This is a genomic window from Streptomyces sp. NPDC050423 (genome assembly GCF_040655445.1).
Lineage (GTDB): Bacteria > Actinomycetota > Actinomycetes > Streptomycetales > Streptomycetaceae > Streptomyces.
Genome location: NZ_JBFAJY010000044.1, coordinates 1 through 22,786 on the forward strand (window position 1 = coordinate 1; position 22,786 = coordinate 22,786).

The following is a 22,786-nucleotide window of genomic DNA, read 5'->3' on the forward strand; positions in this document are numbered from 1 at the left end:
GCGTTAGGGAAACGCCCGGTTACATTCCGAACCCGGAAGCTAAGCCTTTCAGCGCCGATGGTACTGCAGGGGGGACCCTGTGGGAGAGTAGGACGTCGCCGAACTCCTTTTATAGTTAAGCCCCGTGCCCTTGTGGCACGGGGCTTTTCTGCGTTCCGGTTGTTCTCGGTACCCCTGTGTACCTGCCGGCCAGCGCTGAGGGTAGGGTCAGGGGGCATCATTGGCACGTTCTTCACAGGAGGCCCCCGGGTGGAGGTCCAGGAGACTCGCGTTCAGACGAACCGGGTACTCACCATCCCCAACATCCTCAGCATGGCTCGCCTTGTAGGCGTGCCTGTCTTCCTGTGGCTGATTCTCCGCCCTGAGTTCGGTGGGCCCAAGAGCGACGGCTGGGCGTTGCTGGTACTGATGTTCAGCGGTGTCAGCGACTACCTTGATGGAAAGCTCGCGCGTCGTTGGAACCAGATCAGCAGCCTCGGACGACTGCTCGACCCGGCCGCCGACCGGCTCTACATTCTTTCGACCCTTGTCGGACTGACCTGGCGGGAGATCCTCCCGCTCTGGCTCACCGCAGCTCTTCTCGCTCGCGAGCTCATGCTTCTCGTGATGGTGGGAATCCTGCGCCGTCACGGCTATCCACCGCCCCAGGTGAACTTCCTGGGCAAGGCGGCCACGTTCAATCTGATGTACGCGTTTCCCTTGTTGCTGCTCAGCGACGGAGGTGGTTGGCTGGCATCACTGGCCACGGTTTTCGGCTGGGCGTTCGCAGTATGGGGTACAACGCTCTACTGGTGGGCAGGGATCCTCTACGTGGTTCAGGTCCGCCGGCTTGTCAAGGCGGATGCAGTAGCCGATTGAGCCTGTTGATGCGGTGCCGCGCAGCGTGGCCGGCCCGCGGCTGATGACACAGATGCTGCCCTGATGGGCGAAGTCGGCTAGACCGTCGTCTCTTCGAGGAGGACGTTTCCGACATGAAGGCCGTCGTGATGGCAGGTGGTGAAGGCACTCGCCTTCGCCCCATGACCTCAAGCATGCCCAAGCCGCTCCTGCCCGTAGCCAATCGGCCGATCATGGAGCATGTGCTTCGGCTGCTGAAGAGGCACGGGCTCAATGAGACGGTTGTGACCGTCCAGTTCCTCGCGTCTCTGGTGAAGAACTACTTCGGAGACGGCGAAGAGCTCGGAATGGAGCTCAGCTATGCCAACGAGGAGAAACCGCTCGGCACCGCGGGCAGCGTGAAGAATGCCGAAGAGGCATTGAAGGACGACACTTTCCTCGTCATTTCCGGTGACGCGCTCACCGACTTCGACCTCACCGAACTCATCGCCTTCCACAAGGAAAAGGGCGGCCTGGTCACGGTCTGCCTCACCCGTGTACCGAATCCTCTGGAATTCGGGATCACGATCGTGGACGAAGCGGGCCAGGTCGAGCGGTTCCTTGAGAAGCCCACCTGGGGGCAGGTCTTCTCGGACACCGTCAACACGGGCATCTACGTGATGGAGCCCGAGGTCTTCAACTACGTCGAGGCCGATGTCTCCGTGGACTGGTCCGGAGACGTCTTCCCGCAGCTCATGAAGGAAGGCAAGCCCATCTACGGCTATGTCGCCGAGGGCTACTGGGAGGACGTGGGTACGCACGAGAGCTACGTCAAGGCGCAGGCCGACGTCCTTGAGCGCAAGGTCGACGTGGAGATCGATGGCTTCGAGATCTCGCCCGGAGTATGGGTGGCCGAAGGCGCGGAGGTGCATCCCGACGCGGTACTCCGGGGGCCCCTGTACATCGGCGACTACGCCAAGGTCGAAGCCGGTGTCGAGATCCGTGAACACACGGTCATCGGGTCGAACGTCGTCGTGAAGAGCGGGGCGTTCCTGCACAAGGCCGTGGTGCACGACAACGTGTACATCGGCGATCACAGTAATCTGCGCGGCTGCGTGATCGGCAAGAACACCGACATCATGCGCGCCGCCCGCATCGAGGACGGCGCCGTCATCGGCGACGAATGCCTCGTCGGCGAGGAATCGATCATCCAGGGCAACGTCCGCGTCTACCCCTTCAAGACCATCGAGGCCGGCGCCTTCGTCAACACCTCGGTGATCTGGGAGTCGCGCGGACAGGCCCACCTCTTCGGGGCGCGCGGTGTCTCCGGGATCCTGAACGTCGAGATCACGCCGGAGCTGGCCGTCAGGCTGGCCGGTGCGTACGCCACGACCCTGAAGAAGGGCTCGACGGTCACCACCGCACGTGACCACTCCCGTGGTGCCCGAGCGCTGAAGCGTGCGGTGATCTCGGCGCTCCAGGCCAGCGCCATCGATGTCCGCGACCTCGAGAACGTACCGCTGCCCGTGGCCCGCCAGCAGACCGCACGCGGCAGCGCGGGCGGCATCATGATCCGGACGTCGCCGGGCGTCCCCGACTCCGTCGACATCATGTTCTTCGACGCGAGCGGCGCGGACCTCTCCCAGGCGCAGCAGCGGAAGCTGGACCGCGTCTACGCGCGGCAGGAATACCGCCGGGCCTTCCCCGGAGAGATCGGGGACCTGCACTTCCCGTCCAGTGTCTTCGACTCGTACACCGGATCACTGCTGCGGAACGTGGACACCGGCGGAATCGCGGACGCCGGGCTGAAGGTCGTCGTTGACGCCTCCAACGGCAGCGCGGGACTTGTCCTGCCCAGCCTGCTGGGACGGCTCGGCGTGGACGCGCTGACCATCAACCCCGGCCTGGACGAATCGCGTCCGACCGAGTCCGCCGAGACCCGGCGGTCCGGACTGGTGCGACTCGGTGAGATCGTCTCCTCGGCGCGGGCGGCCTTCGGAGTCCGGTTCGACCCGGTCGGCGAACGGCTCTCCCTGGTCGACGAGCGGGGGCGGATCATCGAGGACGACCGGGCCCTGCTGGTCATGCTCGACCTCGTCGCCGCCGAGCGGCGCAGCGGACGGGTGGCGCTGCCGGTGACCACCACCCGCGTCGCCGAACAGGTGGCCGCGTACCACGGCACCCAGGTCGAGTGGACGACGACATCGCCCGACGATCTGACCCGGGTCGGACGCGAGGAAGGCACCATCTTCGGTGGAGACGGGCGGGGCGGCTTCATCGTTCCGGAATTCAGCAGCGTCTTCGACGGCTCGGCCGCGTTCGTACGGCTGATCGGGCTGGTTGCCAGGACGCAGCTCACACTCAGCCAGATCGACGCACGCATCCCGCGTGCTCATGTCCTGCGCCACGATCTCGCGACCCCGTGGGCCGTGAAGGGGCTGGTGATGCGCCGTGTCGTCGAGGCCGCCGGAGACCGCGACGTCGATACGACGGACGGTGTGCGGGTCGTCGAGGCGGACGGACGCTGGGTGATGGTCCTGCCGGACCGGGCGGAAGCGGTCACCCATCTGTGGGCGGAAGGGCCGGACGACGCCTCGGCGCAGGCCCTCCTGGACGAGTGGTCGGCGATCGTCGACAGCGCGGGCAACTGAGCCGTCCGGCCACCGCGGTGGCGGAGAGACGCCGCCCGCGGTGGCCGGACGGTCCGGGCTTCCCGCGGTGTGCAGGACCGCGCCGGCCGACGGCTCCGGCACATCGGTGGGGCCATTCGGCGGTAGCTGCCGCGACGTGCGACGATGTGCGGCATGTCGCAGCAGCCCCCCGATCGGAGTACGGCCTCGCCGCCCGCACGCCCCGACGCGTCCATGTCGCTGCTGACCAATGTGATGGACCACAGCCTGGACGACGGGTACGCCGAGGCAGCGGCTCGTCGCGAGGCCGACGGCCGGGCCGGCATGCCCCGCACCCTCAAGGCGAAGCTGGGCTTCGCGGCGTGCCTGGTGCTGGCCGCGCTCGTTGTCACCCTGGGTGCCGCGCAGGCACGGGTGGCGGCACCGGTCCTCGCCAAGGAACGCGAGGAACTGATCGACCGGATCGACTCGGAGACCGCTGCGACAGACACTCTTGAGGCACAGGTCGAAAAGGTCCGTGACGATGTCGGCAGGCGTCAGCGCAAGGCTCTGGAGAAGCACGGTGGGGACCAGGCGGAACTGGTGGCCCTGCTCTCCGGCGCGACGCCCGTGCACGGGCCCGGCCTGAAACTGGTCGTCGACGACGCGAAGAACACCGACCAGGGCGGCGGCGGACCGCGTGAGACCAGCGGCTTCTCCGACACCGGACGGGTCAGGGACCGGGACCTGCAACGGGTCGTCAACGGCCTGTGGCAGTCCGGTGCGGAAGCGATCGCCATCAACGGGCAGCGTCTGACCGCCCTGTCGGCGATCCGCGCCGCGGGCGACGCCATACTGGTCGACAACAAACCGCTGGTGCCGCCGTACTCGGTGCTCGCGGTGGGGGACGGGAAGAAGCTCAGCGCCGCCTTCCGCGGCAGTGCCGACGGACAGTACCTGCAGGCACTGAAGGACACCTTCGACATCAGGACCGGCATCTCCGTCCAGGAGAAGGTGAATCTCCCGGCGGCCCCGAGCCTGATCGTACGGACAGCAGAGCCTTATAAGGCCGCCGACACCGGCAGTGGTGCGGCAGACACAGGGAAGGGCACATCGTGATCGCCGTACTGGGCCTCGTCGTGGGAGTCGTGGTCGGACTGTTGGTCCGGCCCGAAGTGCCGGCGGTGGTCGAGCCCTATCTCCCGATCGCCGTCGTGGCCGCCCTCGATGCCGTCTTCGGTGGCCTGCGGGCCATGCTCGACGGCATCTTCGTCGACAAGGTCTTCGTGGTCTCGTTCCTCTCGAACGTGGTCGTGGCCGCCCTGATCGTCTTCCTGGGCGACAAGCTGGGCGTCGGCGCCCAGCTCTCCACCGGTGTGGTGGTTGTCCTCGGCATCCGGATCTTCTCCAACGCCGCCGCCATCCGCCGTCACGTCTTCCGGGCCTGAGGCCGATGAGCGACGACGAAGAATTCACCGGCGGCCGGGAACAGCCCGGCGAGCGGCCCGTGGACGCCCCCAAGGAGCTCACCGGACGCCAGCGGCTGATCGCCGGGCTCTGGCCGCCACGGGTCACCCGCGCCCAACTCATTGTCGCGGTGCTGCTGTTCGTCCTCGGTCTGGGGCTTGCCATCCAGGTGCGGTCCAACAGCGACAACAGCGCCCTGCGCGGCGCGCGCCAGGAGGACCTGGTCCGCATCCTCGACGAGGTGGACGACCGTTCACAGCGGCTGGAGGACGAGAAGCAGCGCCTTGAGGACCAGCGCACGGAGCTGGAGAACAGTTCCGACCAGGCGGAGGAGGCACGCAAGCAGACGGTCGAGAAGGAGCGTCAACTCGGCATCCTCGCGGGCACCGTGGCCGCGCACGGCCCCGGGATCACCCTCACGATCAACGACCCGGGTGGCGCGGTGGAGGCCGACAAGCTCCTCGACGCGCTTCAGGAGCTTCGGGCAGCCGGCGCCGAGGCGATCGAGGTCAATGGCGTGCGGGTGGTGGCCAATACATACTTCTCCGGCGACGGTGGCGCCATCAAGGTCGACGGGCGGAAGATCTCGGCTCCGTACGTGTTCAAGGTCATCGGCAAGCCGCAGGATCTGGAGCCGGCGCTGAACATCCCGGGCGGCGTGGTGCAGACGCTGGAGAAGGAGCAGGCCACTGTGCATGTGTCGCAGGCCGACGACATTGTCGTGGACGCCTTGCGACCGGCGGAGCGGCCTGACTACGCTCGGTCGTCGGCCCCGTGAACCCGGGACGCGTGAGCGTCGGGGGACACGGGCAGAAGGTTGCGGGGGGTCGCCGCATCGTAATCGTGGCGCGTGGTGGAAACTGTCGAGTGGATACGGACGTTGTGAAGATGTCCGGGTCGGCAGGTGTGTTCATTCAGGGTTCGTCCTGCCCCACGGGCGGGTCTGTTTCGGTCAAGGGGAATCGCCCGTGAAGTTGTTTGGGAAGTTGTTCGGCAAGAGTGCACGCGATGAGGCTGCCCGCCATCGCGCGCCGCGCCATGGTCAAGCCGACGAGCAGGGCTCCGAGCGCCCGCTCTTCCGCGACGAGGTGGCAGGTTCGGGGGGTGACAATTCGGGCGCGTCGTCTGTTGACCCCGCCGGTCCCGGCCGCATAGGTTTCGGAGAACCGTCAACCTCAAGTACGGGTGGAGGGTTCACCCCGAGGCAGGAGGGTTCGTCCATGCCGGTCTGTACGAGGTGCGGCCACCGCAATGCCGAAGCCAGTCGTTTCTGCTCCAACTGCGGCGCGCCGCTGAGGGGCGGGGTACCCGAGCGGGCCTCGGAGACGACGTCGACCATCTCCATCTCGGGCCTTGAGGCCTACGAGGCGGAGGTGACCGGTCAGTCGTCCGCGCCGTCGCTCTCGCCCGAGGCACAGGCCGCTGTGGACGCCCTGCCGCTCGGCTCGGCGCTCCTGGTGGTGCGGCGCGGTCCGAATTCGGGCAGCCGCTTCCTGCTGGACGGCGAGCTGACCACGGCCGGCCGCCACCCGCAGAGCGATATCTTCCTCGACGACGTGACGGTCTCGCGCCGTCACGTGGAGTTCCGCCGGAGCCCCGACGGCAGCTTCACGGTCGGGGACGTGGGCAGCCTCAACGGCACGTACGTCAATCGTGAGCGCATCGACTCCGTCGCGCTGTCCAACGGCGACGAAGTGCAGATCGGCAAGTACCGGCTGGTCTTCTACGCGAGCCAGCGGGCCATCTGACCCGCCCCTGACTCCGTCGGGGGGACCCCCAGGAAGGTCCATGCTGAGAACACCGACGGGCGGTGCCGGAAACGGCACCGCCACCGCCGACGACCGCCCGATGAGCATCGGCACGGTGCTCCTGCAGCTGCGGGACGAGTTTCCCGAAGTCACCATCTCCAAGATCCGCTTCCTGGAGGCGGAGGGACTCGTCGAACCGCAGCGGACGCCCTCCGGCTACCGCAAGTTCCGGTCCGACGACGTCGAGCGGCTCGCTCAGGTGCTGCGGATGCAGCGGGACCACTATCTTCCGCTGAAGGTCATCCGCGAGCACCTGGACGCCGTCGCCAGGGGCGAGCGGGTGGCCCTGCCGGCCCCGGACGGCGAGCGGGACCTCGCCGACGGCAGTTGGACCGGTGGGACGGGCCGGGCCACGGCCGCCCGCATCGGCCGCGCCGAGCTTCTCGCTGCCGCGGAGGTCACCGAGAGCGACCTCGACGCGTGGGAGTCCTACGGTCTGGTCGTTCCGACGGCCGACGGCGGATACGACGCCGGGACGGTCGCCGTCGCCAGGCTTGTGGCGGATCTGGGCCGATTCGGTCTGGAACCGCGGCATCTGCGCGCCATGCGAGCGGCCGCCGACCGGGAGGCCGGACTCATCGAACAGGTGGTCGCACCACTGCGACGGCACCGGAATCCGCAGACCAGAGCCCATGCCGAGGCCACTGCGAAGGAGCTCGCGGAGCTTTCTGTACGGCTGCACTCGGCCCTCGTGCAGACCGCGCTCCAGATCAGGCTCCACTGATCGCAGTGGGCCCCGACTACCCAAACCTGCCGAGCACGTCCTAGGGTTGCTGTGTGAACGAGCTCGACGTTGTGGGTGTCCGGGTGGAAATGCCCTCCAACCAACCGATCGTGCTCCTGCGTGAAGTGGGAGGCGACCGGTACCTCCCCATTTGGATCGGTCCTGGTGAGGCGACCGCGATCGCCTTCGCTCAGCAGGGCATGGCTCCGGCCAGGCCGCTGACCCATGACCTCTTCAAGGATGTGCTTGAGGCCGTGGGCCAGGAGCTCACCGAGGTCCGGATCACGGACCTCCGGGAAGGGGTCTTCTACGCGGAGCTGGTCTTCGCGAGCGGAGTCGAGGTGAGTGCGCGGCCGTCCGACGCCATAGCGCTCGCCCTGCGCACCGGAACGCCGATCTACGGCAGTGACGGGGTGCTCGACGACGCGGGAATCGCGATTCCCGACGAGCAGGAGGACGAGGTGGAGAAGTTCCGGGAGTTCCTCGATCAGATCTCGCCGGAGGACTTCGGTACGAACAGTCAGTGACGTCCCAAGGGGGCGCCGTCAGCGCATCCGACAAGCCTTTCCCGGTCGAGAGTCACGGGAAACCACCCTCAGGGTGATTATCACTCGGCGTGCCGAGTGTGGCGATCGTTGACGCACCCCGGGTGACTGCCTACCTTCGAGTGGGCAGGTCAAGGACGGAGGTCGGCGTGAGAAGCAGCGGCGACGGTGCGGCAGTGGGTGGGCCGTATCCGCAGCAGGGGAGTACAGCCGACCAGACCATCAGGCAACCGGCTGTGCCGGCTGCGGTGGCGGGGGACGGCGCGGCATCGGCCAAGGACATCGGCTATCGCGGGCCGACGGCATGCGCGGCGGCGGGGATCACCTATCGCCAGCTCGACTACTGGGCTCGCACGGGCCTCGTCGAACCGAGCGTCCGTCCCGCGTACGGATCGGGCACACAGCGGCTCTACAGCTTCCGGGACGTCGTCCTGCTGAAGATCGTGAAGCGCTTCCTCGACACCGGGGTGGCCCTCCAGAACATCCGCACCACGGTCCAGCACCTACGGGCCCGCGGTTTCCAGGACCTCGAACGCATGACGCTGATGAGCGACGGGGCGACCGTCTACGAGTGCTCCTCGCCCGCCGAGGTCGTGGAGCTGCTCCAAGGGGGTCAGGGCGTCTTCGGCATCGCCGTGGGGGTGGTCTGGCGGGACGTCGACGCCGCGCTGTCGCAGCTGCACGGGGAGCGGGTGGACACCGGCGAGACGCTGATCGGGAACAACCCCGCCGACGAGCTCGCCCGACGGCGCAACCGGGCCGGCTGAGCCGGTGCGAGCCCGGCCGGGCCCGGGGTTTCCCGGGCCCGCGAGCGGTTGCCATCCGGCGATTGTCAGTGCCGTAGGGCAGCATCGATTGATGTGAGAGCCGCGCCGACCATCCTGCATCTGGACATGGACGCCTTCTACGCCTCCGCGGAGCAGGCGGCGAAGCCGAGTCTGCGCGGCAAGCCCGTGGTGGTGGGCGGGCTGGGGCCGCGCGGGGTCGTCGCCACCGCCTCGTACGAGGCGCGGCGTTTCGGGGTCCACTCGGCCATGCCGATGGCGCAGGCCAGGCGGCTGGCGCCGAACGCCGCCTATCTGGTGCCGCGCTTCGCGCTGTACCGGACCGTGAGCGACCAGGTCATGGAGCTGCTGGGCCGGCTGTCACCGCTGGTGGAGCCGCTGAGCCTGGACGAGGCCTTCGTCGACCTGGAGGCCGGCGGCACCGCGGACGACACGGCTTCCGCGCTGGCGATCGGTGAGCAGCTGAGGGAGGCGATCGAGGCGGTCACCGGACTGAGCGGGTCCGTCGGCCTCGCCGGCTCCAAGATGCTGGCCAAGATCGCCTCGGAGGAGGCGAAGCCCGACGGGATCCTGCTGATAGCGCCGGGCACCGAGCGGGATCTGCTCGCGCCCATGCCGGTCCGCACGCTGCCCGGGGTCGGCCCGGCCACCGCGGACCATCTGCGGCGCGCCGGGATGACCACGGTGAACGACCTGGCCGAGGCGGGCGAGGCGGAGCTCGTACGGCTGCTGGGCAAGGCGCACGGCGGCTCACTGCACCGGATGGCGTCCGGCCATGACGACCGGCCGGTCGTCGCCGAGCGCGACGCGAAATCGGTCTCGGTCGAGGACACGTTCGACACGGACCTGCACGACCGGGTCCGGGTCAGGAGCGAGGTGGAGCGGCTCGCGGACCGGTGCGTCCAGCGGCTGCGGGCGGCGGAGCGCTCGGGCAGGACCGTGGTGCTGAAGGTACGGCGGTACGACTTCTCCACCCTGACCCGGTCCGAGACGCTGCGTGGCCCCACCGACGACCCCACGGTGGTCCGGGAGGCCGCCGCGCGGCTCCTGGAGTCCGTGGACACCACCGGGGGAGTGCGGCTGCTCGGAGTGGGCGTCACCGGGCTCGCCGACTACACCCAGGAGGACCTGTTCGCGCAGGCGGCCGACGAGCGCACCGCGGCCGAGCGCACCGCCGCCGGGACCACCGACAGCGCGGGGGGCGGTACGGTCGACGGCGGGCCGGAGCCCGAGGAGCCGGAGCAGGAGAGCGCCGAACAGCTCGCCGCCCGCCGCTGGCCGGCCGGGCACGACGTGCGGCACGACGTCCACGGCCACGGCTGGGTGCAGGGCAGCGGCGTCGGCCGGGTGACGGTGCGCTTCGAGGAGCCGGAATCGGCTCCCGGCCGGGTGCGTACGTTCCGGATCGACGATCCGGAACTCCAGCCGGCCGATCCGCTGCCGCTCGTGCGGGATCCGGCCGACTACTCGTCCTGGCCGGCCAGCCTGCCGAAGTCCCGGTCCGGGCCGATCTCCTCGGGCGGGGAGTCCAGACCGTAGTGCCGGTAGAGCTGGAGCTCCTGTTCCGGCGAGAGATGCCGGCCGACCCCGAAGTCGGGAGCGTTCTTGATCAGTGCGCGGTCGAAGGGGACGCGCAGCGCGTCCCCTTCGAACTCGCTGGGTTCCAGCGGGACGAAGGCGTCCCGGCTGAACAGGCCGGTGCGTACGGCCGCCCACTCCGGCACGCCGGTCGCGTCGTCGAGGTACACCTCGTCCACGGTTCCGATCTTGGTGCCCTCGCGGTCGAACGCCTTGCGGCCGATCAGGTTGCGCGGATCGATGTCGGTCTGCACGGACCCTCCCACTGGTCGCGGCTACTCCACAGGAACCACAGAAGTGCACAACCGTGGGGTTGGCCACTCGAGATTTCCGCCGGGAACCCCGCTGGTAGGCTGGAGAGTGGCTGCTTACCCCGTGCGGGAGAGTCCTCCGGAGCGAATCCGGAGGCGCCGAAGGAGCAAATCCTCCCCGGAATCTCTCAGGCCCCCGTACCGCACGGACGAGGTCACTCTGGAAAGCAGGGCGGGTTCCGCACGGCCGTGGGCCGAGGCGGATCTCTCCCTCACCGACGGTGAAAACCGGTGCGTGCAGTGGGCACCGGTGAAGCTCTCAGGTTGAGATGACAGAGGGGGAGGCCGTTCGGGCACCCCGCGCCGTGGTGCCCCTCGCAGGTCGTGACAGACCAGGAGGCCTCCACCATGACCCCCCGTCGCACTTCGCTCTCCCAGCTGGAACAGGGCATTCCGTTCGAGCAGCGTCATATCGGTCCCGACGCCGCGGCGCAGGCGAAGATGCTCGCCCAGGTCGGTTACGGCTCGCTCGACGAGCTCACCGCGGCCGCGGTGCCCGATGTCATCCGGAGCACCGAGGCGCTTCAGCTGCCGACGGCCCGTACCGAGGCCGAGGTGCTGGCCGAACTTCGCGCGCTCGCCGACCGCAACCAGGTGCTGGCCCCGATGATCGGGCTCGGCTACTACGGCACGTTCACCCCGCCGGTGATCCTGCGCAACGTGATGGAGAACCCCGCCTGGTACACGGCCTACACGCCGTACCAGCCGGAGATCTCCCAGGGCCGCCTCGAAGCTCTCCTGAACTTCCAGACGATGGTCGCCGACCTGACCGGGCTGCCCACCTCCGGCGCCTCGCTGCTCGACGAGGGCACCGCCGCCGCCGAGGCGATGGCGCTGGCGCGGCGCGTCGGCAAGGTCAAGAAGGGCGTCTTCCTGGTCGACCAGGACGCCCTCCCGCAGACCGTCGCCGTGATCCGGACCCGTGCCGAGCCGACCGGTGTCGAGGTCGTCGTCGCCGACCTCACCGACGGCATCCCGGCCGAGATCGCCGAGGGCGGCGTCTTCGGCGTGCTGCTGCAGTACCCGGGCGCCTCCGGAGCCGTGCGCGACCTCAGGCCCGTCATCGAGCAGGCCCACGAGCTCGGCGCGATCGTGACCGTGGCCGCCGATCTGCTGGCGCTCACCCTGCTCACCTCGCCCGGCGAGCTCGGCGCGGACATCGCGGTGGGCACCACGCAGCGCTTCGGTGTGCCGATGGGCTTCGGCGGACCGCACGCCGGCTTCATGGCCGTGCGCGAGAAGTTCGCGCGCAGCCTGCCGGGCCGCCTCGTCGGCGTCTCCGTGGACGCGGACGGCAACAAGGCCTACCGGCTGGCCCTCCAGACCCGCGAGCAGCACATCCGCCGCGAGAAGGCCACCAGCAACATCTGCACCGCGCAGGTGCTGCTTGCCGTGATGGCCGGCATGTACGCCGTCTACCACGGCCCGGACGGGCTGCGGACGATCGCCCGGCGTACCCACCGCTACGCCGCGATCCTCGCCGAGGGCCTGCGCGCCGCCGGTGCCGACGTCGTGACGGGCTCCCACTTCGACACGCTCACCGTCCGGGTACCCGGCAGGGCCGCGGAGGTCGTCGCCGACGCCCGCGAGCGCGGCGTGAACCTGCGGCTCGTCGATGCCGACCTCGTCTCGCTCGCCTGCGACGAGACCACCACCCGTACGGAGATCGCGTCCGTCTGGGCGGCCTTCGGCGTCACGGGTGACATCGACGCACTGGACGCCACGACCGCCGATGCGCTGCCCGAGCAGCTGCTGCGGACCGACTCCGTGCTGACCCACCCCGTCTTCCACCAGCACCGTTCCGAGACCGCGATGCTGCGCTACCTGCGCAGGCTCGCCGACCGTGACTACGCGCTGGACCGCGGCATGATCCCGCTCGGCTCCTGCACCATGAAGCTGAACGCGACCGCCGAGATGGAGTCGATCACCTGGCCCGAGTTCGGCGCGCTGCACCCCTTCGCGCCGGCCGAGCAGGCCCAGGGCTTCCTGACGCTCATCCATGAGCTGGAGGAGCGTCTCGCCGAGGTCACCGGTTACGACGCGGTCTCCATCCAGCCGAACGCCGGCTCGCAGGGGGAGTTCGCGGGGCTGCTGGCCGTCCGGGCGTACCACCGTGCCAACGGCGACGAGGGGCGGACCGTCTGTCTGATCCCGTCCTCCGCACACGGCACCAACGCGGCCAGTGCCGTGATGGCAGGCATGAAGGTCGTCGTGGTGAGGACCGCCGACGACGGCGAGGTCGACATCCAGGACCTCCGCGCCAAGATCGAGCAGTACCGCGACGAGCTCGCCGTGCTCATGATCACCTACCCGTCGACGCACGGTGTCTTCGAGGAGCACGTCGCCGACATCTGCGCCGAGGTGCACGACGCGGGCGGCCAGGTGTACGTCGACGGCGCCAACCTCAACGCGCTGGTCGGTCTCGCCAAGCCGGGCCATTTCGGCGGCGACGTCTCGCACCTGAACCTGCACAAGACCTTCTGCATCCCGCACGGCGGCGGCGGCCCCGGCGTCGGCCCGGTCGGTGTGCGCGCGCACCTGGCGCCGTACCTGCCCAACCACCCGCTGCAGCCCGCCGCCGGTCCGGAGACCGGGGTCGGCCCGATCTCGGCCGCTCCGTGGGGCTCGGCGGGCATCCTGCCGATCTCCTGGGCGTACGTACGCCTGATGGGCGGGGAGGGCCTGAAGCGTGCGACGCAGGTCGCCGTACTCGCGGCCAACTACGTCGCCAAGCGGCTGGAGCCGCACTACCCGATCCTGTACAACGGCCCGGCCGGTCTGGTCGCGCACGAGTGCATCGTGGATCTGCGGCCGATCTCCAAGGCGACCGGCGTCAGCATCGACGACGTGGCCAAGCGGCTCATCGACTACGGCTTCCACTCACCGACCATGTCGTTCCCGGTCGCGGGCACGCTGATGATCGAACCGACCGAGAGCGAGGACCTCGCGGAGCTGGACCGCTTCTGCGACACGATGATCGCCATTCGCGGCGAGATCGAGAAGGTGGCCTCCGGCGAGTGGGGCGCGGACGACAACCCGCTGGGCAACGCCCCGCACACGGCGGCCGCGCTGGGCGGCGACTGGGCGCACGGCTACAGCCGTGAGGTGGCGGTCTTCCCGGCCGGGGTCACCGCCGCCGACAAGTACTGGCCGCCGGTGCGCCGGATCGACGGTGCGTTCGGTGACCGCAACCTCGTCTGCTCCTGCCCGCCGCTGGACGAGTACGACAACTGACGACACCGACGCCTTCGTGCGAGGCGGAACTGCGCCGGGGCCGGTTCGGAGATCTCTCCGGGCCGGCCCCTGTCCGTACCTGCCGCGGTCAGGCGGCCTTCATCACCCGGCCCGTTCCCAGCGGCCGGTGCGGTGCGATGATCTGCCCGTCCGGGAGCAGCTCACCGGTGTCCTCGAAGAGCAGGACGCCGTTGCACAGCAGGCTCCAGCCCTGTTCCGGATGGTGCGCCACCAGGCGGGCGGCTTCCCGGTCGGCTGAGTCGGCTGTGGGGCAGGGTGGCTGGTGCTGACACATGGCTGGGTTCTTTCGCTGCGTTGAGTTGAGTGTCCTGCGGCTTGAAGAGGTGTTCATGGCCGCCCCCCGTATCGATCGGTCCGGTCCCAGTGTTGCCCCACGGGCGTCAATCCGCAGGGATTTCGCGGCAGCGCTTCTTCTCCTCTCATGACGCATCACCCAGCCGGACGGTTCAACGCAACTTCCCTGTCACTTCGGGTGGTTCGGGGTGGCCGGATGGGGCTAGTCCGGACGGGGACCGGATGTGCCCCCCCGCAGCACCGTGCCCCGCCACCGGAATCGGTGGCGGGGCACGGTGAAGTGGGGGGCGGCCGGGGCTCAGGCGGGGGAGCCGAGCAGGGGGCCGGGGCCGGGTGTGATGCGGGTGGTGATCACAGGAAGCAGATCGGCGACCCGGTGCGGACGGTGTGCCGCGATGCCCGGTGGGGCGGGAGCCAGCGGTACCAGCAGATCGGCCGCGGCGGGGGACCCGCCGGACGCGTCGGCCTCGGTGTCCTCGTGCAGCCACAGTGCCAGCATGTAGAGCTCGGGAATGGACAGCAGCCTCGGCTGGTAGTGGGTGCTCGCCGCCTCCGCCTGGCGCAGGGCGAGTTCGGTCGAGGCGATGTAGGGGCCCTCGAAGAAGTGCGAGAAGGTCCAGCCGTCGGGGGTGAGCATGGTGTCCGCCGCGGCGACCGCCCGCTCCGCGCCGCGGATCTGGAAGCGCCAGGCGGCGAGCCGGGTGGTGGGTGTGAGCCCGCCCGCTCCGATGCGGTCCAGCACATGGACGGGGAGTGGGTGTTCGGGGCTCAGAGGCCCCTGGGCGGACCGCAGGGCGGGGGTACGGGCCTCGCGGACCGCGGTGGGTGAACCGAGCGCCGCGAGTACGCTTCTCAGCGCGGGCGCGGGAGCCGGAGGAACATGCAGCGGCATAGTGGGTCGCCTCTCACTTCGGAGACACGGTGGAGCGTGGGTGGGTGCAGACGGCGCTGTCGGCGTGCGGGGCCAGAGGAGGCCGGTGACTGAGCCGGTGCGTCAACTCTCTGCCTCGTCCGCGGAGTTTATACGACACGTGTTCACGCGGTGATTCCACTAGCCGCCACGACTATTGCCGGCAAGACGGTATCCGGACTTTATTATGCGGAGATTATGCTGATTCGGTGCGAGCGGCACAGCTGCCGCCTCGGGTTTTTCCTGTGACGCGGTAGGCCGAAACGCGTCGGTGCATTCAGCCAGGGCCGAACGGCGGAAACTGCGCACTGCGTCATGCCGAGTGAATGTGCCCCCGGCTGCGGTCATCAGATTAGCGGCTGTGCACCCTGCGCGGGGCGTTATGGATCACCCCGTCTGGGCATTATCGATCGTGACGCGAGCGGCCTGGGCCGCGGGCTGCCCACTCGAGGAGGGACACTTCGATGGGGGAGAAGGTCGTGGCGGGCGCCTTTGACCTGTCCGATCGGCAGAGGTACCGGCGGAAGCTCCACCAGTGCCTGGAGGGGCTGGGGAGGCTCCTGGCGGAGCGGAGATTCGACCGGCCGCGCAACCTCATGGGCATGGAGATCGAGCTGAATCTCGCGGGCTCCGACGGTATGCCGAGGATGCTGAATGGACAGGTACTGGAGCGCATCGCGAGCCGGGATTTCCAGACAGAACTCGGGATGTTCAATCTGGAAGTGAACATTGTTCCCCACCACCTGGCCGGGCGTGTTCTCGACCAGCTGGCCGAAGAGTTGCGGACCGGCCTCGGATATGCCGACCGCAAGGCCGGGGAGGTCGACGCAGGGATCGTGATGATCGGAATACTGCCCACGCTCGGCAGCGGGGACATGGTCCGCGCGAACCTCTCCGACGTGGACCGCTACGCGCTGCTGAACGACCAAATGGTGGCGGCGCGCGGCGAGGATTTCTCCCTTGATATCGAAGGTGTGGAGCGCTTGGTCTGCACCTCCGGGTCGATCGCGCCGGAGGCGGCCTGCACCTCGGTCCAACTGCACCTGCAGGTGACCCCGGAACGGTTCGCGGATGTGTGGAACGCCGCGCAGGCCGTTGCCGCGGTCCAGGTGGCCCTGGGAGCCAATTCGCCCTTCCTGTTCGGCCGGGAGCTGTGGCGGGAGTCGCGCCCGCCGCTCTTCCAGCAGGCCACGGACACCAGGCCGCCCGAACTGCAGAACCAGGGGGTGCGTCCCAGGACCTGGTTCGGGGAGCGCTGGATCGGTTCGGCGTACGAACTCTTCGAGGAGAACGTGCGCTACTTTCCCCCGCTCCTGCCCATCTGTGAGGAGGAGGACCCGCTGCGGGTCCTCGACGAGGGCGGGGTGCCCCGGCTCCAGGAACTCGTCCTGCACAACGGCACGGTCTACCGCTGGAACCGGCCGGTGTACGGGCTGTCGGACGGTGTCCCCCACCTCCGGGTGGAGAACCGGGTGCTGCCCGCGGGGCCGACCGTCGCCGACGTGATGGCCAACGCCGCGCTCTACTACGGGCTCGTGCGGGCCCTGGCCGAGGAGTCCCGCCCGGTGTGGACCAGAATGCCGTTCGCCGCCGCGGCCGAGAACTTCGACACCGCCTGCCGCCGGGGCATCGACGCCGAGCTGCTCTGGCCCCGGCCCGGCCGCTCCGCCGGGCTGACCCGGGTGCCGGTCGTCAAACTCGTACGGGACGAACTGCTGCCGCTGGCGGCCGCCGGGCTCGACGCGTGGAACATCGAGCCCGCGGACCGCGACCGCTACCTCGGGATCATCGAGGAGCGCTGCAAGCGGCGGACGAACGGGGCGTCCTGGCAGGCGGACACCTATCACCGGGCGCGGGACGCCGGAATGGGGCGGAGTGCCGCGCTCGCGGCCATGACCCGCCGCTACGGCGAACTGATGCAGGACGGCGAGCCCGTGCACAGCTGGCCGGTGGGCGTCCCGGAAACCTGAGCGGGCGGGCAGGGCCGGTCCGGGACGACCCCGCCCGCCTCGCGGTCGCTATTCCTTGGCGGCGCGGCCGCTCTGCCCGGCGGTCATGACGGCCTGCAGAATCACCGCCTGGATCTCGGCCGGGTCATTGACCTGGTAGCCGCCGCCACCGGTCACCTTGGCTATCTCGTTCACCTCTTCGCGGTCGGCCTCGGGGCCGACCGCGATGGCGAGCAGCGGAACCGGGCGCTCCGGGTCGGCGATCCGTCTGAGTTCCGCGATCAGGGCACTGCGCGAGATGGAACGGTCGTCCTGGTTCGAGCCGTCGGTGAGGATCACCACGGCGTTGAACTTGCCCTTCACGTACGTGCGCTGCGCCTCCTTGTAGGCTGCCAGCGTGGTGTCGTACAGCCCGGTCGCACCGTCCGGCACGGGCTGCAGGGCCGAGAACGCGGCGGATAGCTTCTGCCGGTGGGTGCCGCCGCCCTTCGCCTGCTCCCCGAGCCGGCTGGTCGCCACCAGCCGGCGGTAGTCCTTGTCGCCGTCGAGCCTGGTGGCGAACTCCCAGAGGCCGATCTCGTCATTCGGCGTGAACTGGTTGAGGGCCTCGATCAGGGACGCCTTGGTGACGTCCATCCGGGACTGGTTGCGGCCCGGCACGATCGTGGCCATCGAACCCGAGGCGTCGACGACCGTGGTGAGCCGCGCGCTCTGCACGGTGATCGTCCACATGCCGAGCGTCTCCTGAAGCGTGTCGTCGGACGGTGCGGAGGCGGGTGAGGCGGCGTACGGCTGGGGCGACTTGCCGCCGGCCGACGCGACCAGCTGCGCGCCCGCCGTACCGTCGGTGGTCCGGAAGCCGTGCTCCTCCAGCGTGCGCTGCGCGCCCTCCTCGGTCAGCAGGGTCATGAACCGCAGTGCCGCCCGGCTCTCGTCGGTGCCCAGCTTGTTCTCGTTGACCAGCGTGAACGGGTAGTCGAGCAGCGGGGTGCCGTCCGTGGGGTAGAAGAGGTCCAGTTTCCCGTCCCCGGTCGCCCCGGCGTTGTGGGCGAACGCGGCCTGCTCGGAGAGCAGCACCGCCTGGTTGCGGGCCGGATTGCCCTCCTCGGCGCCCGAGCCGTCTCCGGCGAGTGTCCCGAGCACCTGGGTGTCGCTGTCGGACATCCGCTGGGCGAGGAGCTTGGCGGTGGCCGCGACCCTGGTGTCGCTGTCCCCGCCCTGCTTGTCGGAGGACGCGCCGATGCTGGTGAGCGCCAGCAGGCCGGTGGCGCTGCGCGCCGGGTCGGCGGAGCCCAGCCGTACCTTGTCGGCCTCCGTCGCCGAGGCCATCAACTCGGCCCAGGTGTATTTCTTCTTCGGCCAGCCGAGGGTCTTGGCGGCGGAGGGCACCGTGGCCAGGGCCACGGGGGAGGAGGCCACGGAGTCGCCCGGTGTGACCGGCACGGCGTCGCCGGTTCCCTTGGCGCGGCTCAGCCAGAGATCGGAATCCGGCAGCCACATCTGGTAGTCCGGCGTGCTGGTGCCGCCGGCGAGCGCGTCGGCGACCTTGTACGAGTCACGGGCCACCACCTCCACGTCGACGCAGTGGCCGTCGGATCTGAGGCCGTCCTTGCGCGCCTGGTCGGCGATGGTTCGCACGGCCGGAGCGATGTCGGGGGAGGCCACCATGGACAGATGCACCGCGGAGTCCTGGCAGGACTCCGAGAACGACAGCAAGCCGCCTTTGGCCGCTACCGCGGTTCCCGCCGCCACGGCGAGAACGAGCGTGGTGGCGATGGCTACGGTACGACGCCGGTTCGACGGACGGTCCCCGCTTCCGTCCGCCGTGTAGTCGTCGGGCAAGCTGTGACGTCCCATGTCGGTGGTGCCCCCTCCTTGAGGATGAACAAGGAAAAAGGGGGACCACACCATCGGCAATGGTGCTCGTCCCCCGGCCTGTCGCGCATGATCTTCGTACCTGTATTCGAGACCCTAGCGGGGCGGGGAGTGGCATGGGACGTGAATGCACAACTCAGGGCAGGTGTACAGGTGGAGGCGGGGCGCGTGGCTGATTCTTATCCTCAGGAGGCCGTGTCACGACGGATCTTGCGGTCCGAGACGGTGTTGGTGCTGGCTCTCTCGCTGGGGGCCAGCGGGGTGTCTGCCCTGATCAGTTTTGTCGGATCACTGACGAAACCAGGGGGTTTGAAGGAGCAGGCGGCGACGCTGAACAGCTCGTACGTGCCGGGGCGCCCGTGGCTGGATCTCGCCTGGCAACTCTTCGGCATCACGACGGCGCTGGTGCCCGTCGCGCTCGTGGCCCATCTGCTGATCAGGGAGGGGACGGGCCTGCGGGCGATCGGTTTCGACCGGACCAGGCCGGGGCCGGACCTGGGGCGCGGCACGCTGGTGGCGGCGGGCATCGGGAGCGCGGGGCTGGCCTTCTACCTGGTGGTCCGGGCCGCCGGGTTCAATCTCACGGTCGTCCCCGAGTCGCTGCCCGATGTGTGGTGGAAGTTCCCGGTCCTGATCCTGTCGGCGATCCAGAACTCCGTGCTGGAGGAGGTGATCGTCGTCGGATATCTGCTGCGCCGACTGGGGCAGTTGGGGTGGACGCCCATGGCTGCCCTGGTGGCCAGTTCGGTGCTGCGCGGTTCGTACCACCTGTACCAGGGGATCGGCGGATTCATCGGGAACATGGTGATGGGGGTCGTCTTCGTGCTGCTGTACCGCCGCTGGCAGCGGGTGGGGCCGCTGGTAGCGGCGCACGCCCTGCTCGACATCGGGGCGTTCGTCGGATACGCGCTGCTCGCCGGGAAGGTGGGCTGGCTGCCCACCCCGTGAGAAGCGGCGGGGCCGGGTTCCGGGAGGGGGTGTGCGGGGTGATCCGCACACCCCCTCCCGGCGTTTCGCCTCGCCCCCTCCCGGCGTTTCCTCCCGTCCCGTCCCGCCCGTCACAGGGTGACGAGCAGTTCCCCGTCCAGGACCGTCACCGCGTCGCCGGTCAGCAGTGTCCGGTCGCCGCGCAGCGAGGTGCGGACCAGCCCGGACCGGGCGGACGCCTGGAGGCCGGTCAGGTCGTCCCGGCCGAGCCGGGCCGACCAGAACGGTGCCAGGGCGGTGTGGGCGCTCCCCGTCACGGGGTCCTCGTCGATGCCCACGGCGGGGAAGAAGCCGCGGGAGACGAAGTCGTAGCCGCGGACCGGGCCGGTGGCCGCGGCGGTGGCGATGACGCCGCGCCGCGAGTGGGCGGTCAGGGCCGCGAAATCAGGGGCCAGCCCTCGTACGGCCGCCTCGTCGGCCAGTTCCACGAGCAGGTCACCGGTGTGCGGGCCCGTGTCGTGCACGGACACGGGCTCCGCGCCCAGCGCGGCGGCCAGTCCCTCCGGCGTGGCCTCGGGGGTCAGCGGCGCGGTGGGGAAGTCGAGGGTGAGTGAACCGTCCGGATGGGCGGTCGAGGTGAGGATCCCGCACCGCGCCGCGAAGCGGACCGTACCGCTCGCGGCCCCGGTGGTGTGCAGGACGTGGGCGGTGGCGAGCGTGGCGTGCCCGCACATGTCGACCTCGGTGGCCGGGGTGAACCAGCGCAGCGCCCAGTCGGCGGCGCCGCCCGCCGGCAGCGGGTGTGCGAACGCGGTCTCGGACAGGTTCAGCTCCGCCGCGATCTGCTGGAGCCGGCTGTCGCCGGGGAAGCCTTCCGGGCCGAGCAGCAGGACGCCCGCGGGATTGCCGGTGAAGGGGCGGTTGGTGAACGCGTCGACGATTCGAATCCTCATGCCCCGACCGTAGGTGCCCGGCAAAGCCGCAGGCCAAGGCCAATTCCGGATCGGCGGACCGAATTGACCTGTGACGGTGATCGTTGATCAGTTGCCACTGAAGGATGATCAACGCTAGTGGGTGCCACCGCAGATTGATCACCTTCGGCGTACAGGTGGGCGGGGGACGTGGTGGGGGCACCTGTCGGTGTGTTCGGCGAGGCCGCCCTGGCGGACTGGCCGGACTGGCCGGGCTCGTGGACCACCGCTCGGTCCGCAAGCGCAAGGAGTTCGGTGACGCACCGGACGCCGGCGACGGAAGGTGACGCTGTCCTGTCCCGAAGAAGAACGTAGGGAAGGTTGAGGAGCCTCACCGAAGGTTGAGCGCGGTGGAGGCGGCCTTGGTGATGTTCATGGAAGCTTCGTCAACTTCGAACATGCAGCTGGAAGGCCCTGGCGTGGCGCTCGCCCGGGATGCCAGGGCCTTCTGCCTGCGCAGAACTGCGGTTAAAGATCGTGAGGCATCTCGGCGGCAGCCATGGAGCGTCACGGACTCCACGTAGGTTTCCGAAGCTCGATCGCCGGTTACCGAAAGTCATATTCGGTTCGGTCCGGCTCCGTCCTGCCAGCGGTAGAGGTCGCGCAGCAGGGAGATCTCGGCGCCGTGATGGATCAGCTCCCTGTTGACGTGCAGGACCCTGTTCTCCACGGGAAACCGCTCGGGACCCACCGTGGGCGGATTGTCCAGGTCGGCGTCCGAGAGCTCGCGGACCCCCGCGTTCCATTTCCCATACATCTCATCGAGCTGTTTCAGCGCCTCGTCAGCGGTCCCCGCGTAGGCGAATGTCTGGGAGTCGACGTCCTGGCCGCCGAAGTACCATCCGACCCGATAGCCCAGGCACGAGACGATGATGTGCGCCAGCCGCCAGGCAATCGTGGTCACATCACCGGTGCCGGCGCCGGGGCAGGGGACGCGGAGTCCATCGTCCATTCCCCCGAGCCTTTCAACATCGGTGCAGCCGACGTGCCACGTGGGCGGATGCTCCAGCAGCCGCGCACCGGCTCCCAGAAGTACTCCTCGTCGGTAAGGCCGTCCAGCCGTGGCCGCAGGTTCTTGCGCCAGTACCAGTCCAACTGCTCCGCGAGCCGCTCGCTTCTTGTCATTGCCGCACACTACAGACCCGTCGAGCGAGTGATCGTCGCCGTCTGCGGTCATCCTCCACTGGCACAGGTCCCGAATATTTCCCGTAAGGGGTTCCTTAAGCGATCGGTTCCGATATATCGTTGACGCATCGCGACAGATCGACGATAGAAGGAGTGCAGTGATGCGTTCACACGGACATGAGCATGGACACGGACACGGACACGGCCCCTGTGGGCCGGGAGAGCGCGGACGGGGCGACTTCGAGGGGCGCCGGGCGGCCTTCGGGCAGTTCGGTCCGCCGTTCGGCGGCGGACCCTTCGGCGGTGGCCCCTTCGGGGGCGGACGCGGCCGGGGCGGCGGCCGGGGAAGGGCGCGCCGCGGTGACGTACGTGCCTCGATCCTGGCCCTGCTGAAGGACCGGCCGATGCACGGCTACGAGATGATCCAGGAGATCGGCGAGCGCAGCGGCGGGGCCTGGCGGCCCAGTCCCGGCTCGGTGTACCCGACCCTCCAGCTCCTGGAGGACGAGGGCCTGATCGTCAGTGCCAGCGAGGGCGGCAAGAAACTGTTCACGCTGACCGACACCGGCCGCACCGAGGCGGAGTCGGGCCCCGAGGCACCCTGGGAAGAGGCCGGCCGCGGCGTCGACTGGGAGGGTGTCAACGAGATCCGGCAGGCCGGCTTCGGCCTGATGGAGGCGTTCGGCCAGGTCTGGAAGACCGGATCGGCCGACCAGCGCGAGAAGGCGCTCGCGGTCATCAACGACGCCCGCAAGAAGCTCTACCTGATCCTCGCCGACGAGCACTGAGCCGGCCGGTGCGAAGACTTGGGGAGCTGTACGCCGAAGGGTCCCGCGG

19 protein-coding genes, 1 rRNA gene, 1 pseudogene and 1 riboswitch are annotated in these 22,786 nt (G+C 69.2%); of the genes and pseudogenes, 15 read left to right on the top strand and 6 right to left on the bottom strand.

Translation table 11 applies throughout. The features are described 5' to 3' along the window. The 11 genes from rrf to AB0I52_RS27420 form a co-directional block, all read left to right on the top strand. A 5S ribosomal RNA gene (gene rrf, locus AB0I52_RS27370) occupies nucleotides 1-104 on the top strand; the annotation flags it as partial. A 145-nt stretch (nucleotides 105-249) separates the two neighbouring features. Further along, nucleotides 250-858, top strand: coding sequence for a CDP-alcohol phosphatidyltransferase family protein (locus AB0I52_RS27375; RefSeq protein WP_362961926.1), 609 nt, complete (start codon nucleotides 250-252; stop codon nucleotides 856-858). 113 nt (nucleotides 859-971) lie between these two features. After that, the gene (locus AB0I52_RS27380; RefSeq protein WP_363076958.1) at nucleotides 972-3,467 is read left to right on the top strand and encodes a mannose-1-phosphate guanyltransferase; all 2,496 of its coding nucleotides are present in this window, start codon (nucleotides 972-974) and stop codon (nucleotides 3,465-3,467) included. A 153-nt stretch (nucleotides 3,468-3,620) separates the two neighbouring features. Continuing rightward, entirely contained in the window at nucleotides 3,621-4,544 is a 924-nt protein-coding gene (locus AB0I52_RS27385) for a DUF881 domain-containing protein (RefSeq protein WP_363076960.1), read from the top strand. Next, nucleotides 4,541-4,873 carry a small basic family protein gene (locus tag AB0I52_RS27390; RefSeq protein ID WP_003970459.1) on the top strand — a complete coding sequence of 111 codons (333 nt, stop codon included), beginning with the start codon at nucleotides 4,541-4,543 and terminating at the stop codon, nucleotides 4,871-4,873. The genes AB0I52_RS27385 and AB0I52_RS27390 overlap by 4 nt, the downstream gene beginning before the upstream one ends. A gap of 5 nt (nucleotides 4,874-4,878) precedes the next feature. Next, on the top strand, nucleotides 4,879-5,670 hold the full coding sequence (locus tag AB0I52_RS27395; RefSeq protein ID WP_363076962.1) for a DUF881 domain-containing protein: 792 nt from the start codon (nucleotides 4,879-4,881) through the stop codon (nucleotides 5,668-5,670). Between the two features lie 190 nt (nucleotides 5,671-5,860). Then, nucleotides 5,861-6,640, top strand: a complete 780-nt coding sequence (locus AB0I52_RS27400; protein ID WP_363076964.1) for an FHA domain-containing protein — start codon at nucleotides 5,861-5,863, stop codon at nucleotides 6,638-6,640. Nucleotides 6,641-6,680: 40 nt separating this feature from the next. Beyond that, entirely contained in the window at nucleotides 6,681-7,424 is a 744-nt protein-coding gene (locus AB0I52_RS27405; RefSeq protein ID WP_363076966.1) for a MerR family transcriptional regulator, read from the top strand. A gap of 53 nt (nucleotides 7,425-7,477) precedes the next feature. After that, nucleotides 7,478-7,951 carry a bifunctional nuclease family protein gene (locus tag AB0I52_RS27410; protein WP_006123076.1) on the top strand — a complete coding sequence of 158 codons (474 nt, stop codon included), beginning with the start codon at nucleotides 7,478-7,480 and terminating at the stop codon, nucleotides 7,949-7,951. A 167-nt stretch (nucleotides 7,952-8,118) separates the two neighbouring features. After that, nucleotides 8,119-8,736: a MerR family transcriptional regulator gene (locus AB0I52_RS27415; RefSeq protein WP_363076968.1), complete on the top strand. Its 618-nt coding sequence runs from the start codon at nucleotides 8,119-8,121 to the stop codon at nucleotides 8,734-8,736. Nucleotides 8,737-8,829: 93 nt separating this feature from the next. Further along, nucleotides 8,830-10,293 (top strand): DNA polymerase IV, encoded by a 1,464-nt coding sequence (locus AB0I52_RS27420; RefSeq protein WP_363076970.1) that lies wholly within the window; start codon nucleotides 8,830-8,832, stop codon nucleotides 10,291-10,293. Here AB0I52_RS27420 and AB0I52_RS27425 read toward each other — a convergent pair. Then, the gene (locus AB0I52_RS27425) at nucleotides 10,218-10,586 is read right to left on the bottom strand and encodes a PRC-barrel domain-containing protein (protein WP_363076972.1); all 369 of its coding nucleotides are present in this window, start codon (nucleotides 10,584-10,586) and stop codon (nucleotides 10,218-10,220) included. The genes AB0I52_RS27420 and AB0I52_RS27425 overlap by 76 nt on opposite strands. 114 nt (nucleotides 10,587-10,700) lie before the next feature. Further along, nucleotides 10,701-10,797: riboswitch (glycine riboswitch) on the top strand. Nucleotides 10,798-10,991: 194 nt separating this feature from the next. Between AB0I52_RS27425 and gcvP the strand changes: the two genes are divergently transcribed. Continuing rightward, nucleotides 10,992-13,877: an aminomethyl-transferring glycine dehydrogenase gene (gene gcvP / locus AB0I52_RS27430; RefSeq protein WP_363076973.1), complete on the top strand. Its 2,886-nt coding sequence runs from the start codon at nucleotides 10,992-10,994 to the stop codon at nucleotides 13,875-13,877. 88 nt (nucleotides 13,878-13,965) lie between these two features. On the opposite strand, the gene AB0I52_RS27435 is transcribed toward gcvP, so the two are convergent. Both AB0I52_RS27435 and AB0I52_RS27440 read right to left on the bottom strand, forming a co-directional pair. Then, the gene (locus tag AB0I52_RS27435) at nucleotides 13,966-14,172 is read right to left on the bottom strand and encodes a DUF5999 family protein (protein ID WP_123528417.1); all 207 of its coding nucleotides are present in this window, start codon (nucleotides 14,170-14,172) and stop codon (nucleotides 13,966-13,968) included. 318 nt (nucleotides 14,173-14,490) lie between these two features. Then, on the bottom strand, nucleotides 14,491-15,084 hold the full coding sequence (locus tag AB0I52_RS27440; protein WP_363076975.1) for a hypothetical protein: 594 nt from the start codon (nucleotides 15,082-15,084) through the stop codon (nucleotides 14,491-14,493). Between the two features lie 482 nt (nucleotides 15,085-15,566). Here AB0I52_RS27440 and AB0I52_RS27445 point away from each other — a divergent pair, with 482 nt between their 5' ends. Beyond that, entirely contained in the window at nucleotides 15,567-17,072 is a 1,506-nt protein-coding gene (locus AB0I52_RS27445) for a glutamate-cysteine ligase family protein (RefSeq protein WP_363076977.1), read from the top strand. A gap of 48 nt (nucleotides 17,073-17,120) precedes the next feature. On the opposite strand, the gene AB0I52_RS27450 is transcribed toward AB0I52_RS27445, so the two are convergent. Further along, on the bottom strand, nucleotides 17,121-18,908 hold the full coding sequence (locus AB0I52_RS27450) for a substrate-binding and VWA domain-containing protein (protein ID WP_363076979.1): 1,788 nt from the start codon (nucleotides 18,906-18,908) through the stop codon (nucleotides 17,121-17,123). Between the two features lie 186 nt (nucleotides 18,909-19,094). Here AB0I52_RS27450 and AB0I52_RS27455 point away from each other — a divergent pair, with 186 nt between their 5' ends. Then, the gene (locus AB0I52_RS27455) at nucleotides 19,095-19,874 is read left to right on the top strand and encodes a CPBP family intramembrane glutamic endopeptidase (RefSeq protein ID WP_363076981.1); all 780 of its coding nucleotides are present in this window, start codon (nucleotides 19,095-19,097) and stop codon (nucleotides 19,872-19,874) included. A gap of 110 nt (nucleotides 19,875-19,984) precedes the next feature. Here the strand turns inward: AB0I52_RS27455 and AB0I52_RS27460 are convergent, their stop codons facing one another. Both AB0I52_RS27460 and AB0I52_RS27465 read right to left on the bottom strand, forming a co-directional pair. Further along, entirely contained in the window at nucleotides 19,985-20,806 is an 822-nt protein-coding gene (locus AB0I52_RS27460; RefSeq protein ID WP_363076983.1) for a PhzF family phenazine biosynthesis protein, read from the bottom strand. Nucleotides 20,807-21,380: 574 nt separating this feature from the next. Then, nucleotides 21,381-21,949 (bottom strand): annotated as a pseudogene (locus AB0I52_RS27465) (DinB family protein). 161 nt (nucleotides 21,950-22,110) lie between these two features. Here AB0I52_RS27465 and AB0I52_RS27470 point away from each other — a divergent pair. Continuing rightward, nucleotides 22,111-22,737: a PadR family transcriptional regulator gene (locus AB0I52_RS27470; RefSeq protein ID WP_363076985.1), complete on the top strand. Its 627-nt coding sequence runs from the start codon at nucleotides 22,111-22,113 to the stop codon at nucleotides 22,735-22,737. Nucleotides 22,738-22,786: the final 49 nt, after the last annotated feature.

Excerpts from the sequence above, each read along its gene's own strand:
- AB0I52_RS27380 (WP_363076958.1), top strand. The coding sequence starts at position 972 with ATGAAGGCCGTCGTGATGGCAGGTGGTGAAGGCACTCGCCTTCGCCCC.
- AB0I52_RS27385 (WP_363076960.1), top strand. The coding sequence starts at position 3,621 with ATGTCGCAGCAGCCCCCCGATCGGAGTACGGCCTCGCCGCCCGCACGC.
- AB0I52_RS27395 (WP_363076962.1), top strand. The coding sequence starts at position 4,879 with ATGAGCGACGACGAAGAATTCACCGGCGGCCGGGAACAGCCCGGCGAG.
- AB0I52_RS27405 (WP_363076966.1), top strand. The coding sequence starts at position 6,681 with ATGCTGAGAACACCGACGGGCGGTGCCGGAAACGGCACCGCCACCGCC.
- gcvP (WP_363076973.1), top strand. The coding sequence starts at position 10,992 with ATGACCCCCCGTCGCACTTCGCTCTCCCAGCTGGAACAGGGCATTCCG.
- AB0I52_RS27435 (WP_123528417.1), bottom strand. The coding sequence starts at position 14,172 with ATGTGTCAGCACCAGCCACCCTGCCCCACAGCCGACTCAGCCGACCGG.
- AB0I52_RS27440 (WP_363076975.1), bottom strand. The coding sequence starts at position 15,084 with ATGCCGCTGCATGTTCCTCCGGCTCCCGCGCCCGCGCTGAGAAGCGTA.
- AB0I52_RS27445 (WP_363076977.1), top strand. The coding sequence starts at position 15,567 with ATGGGGGAGAAGGTCGTGGCGGGCGCCTTTGACCTGTCCGATCGGCAG.
- AB0I52_RS27450 (WP_363076979.1), bottom strand. The coding sequence starts at position 18,908 with ATGGGACGTCACAGCTTGCCCGACGACTACACGGCGGACGGAAGCGGG.
- AB0I52_RS27460 (WP_363076983.1), bottom strand. The coding sequence starts at position 20,806 with ATGAGGATTCGAATCGTCGACGCGTTCACCAACCGCCCCTTCACCGGC.
- AB0I52_RS27470 (WP_363076985.1), top strand. The coding sequence starts at position 22,111 with ATGCGTTCACACGGACATGAGCATGGACACGGACACGGACACGGCCCC.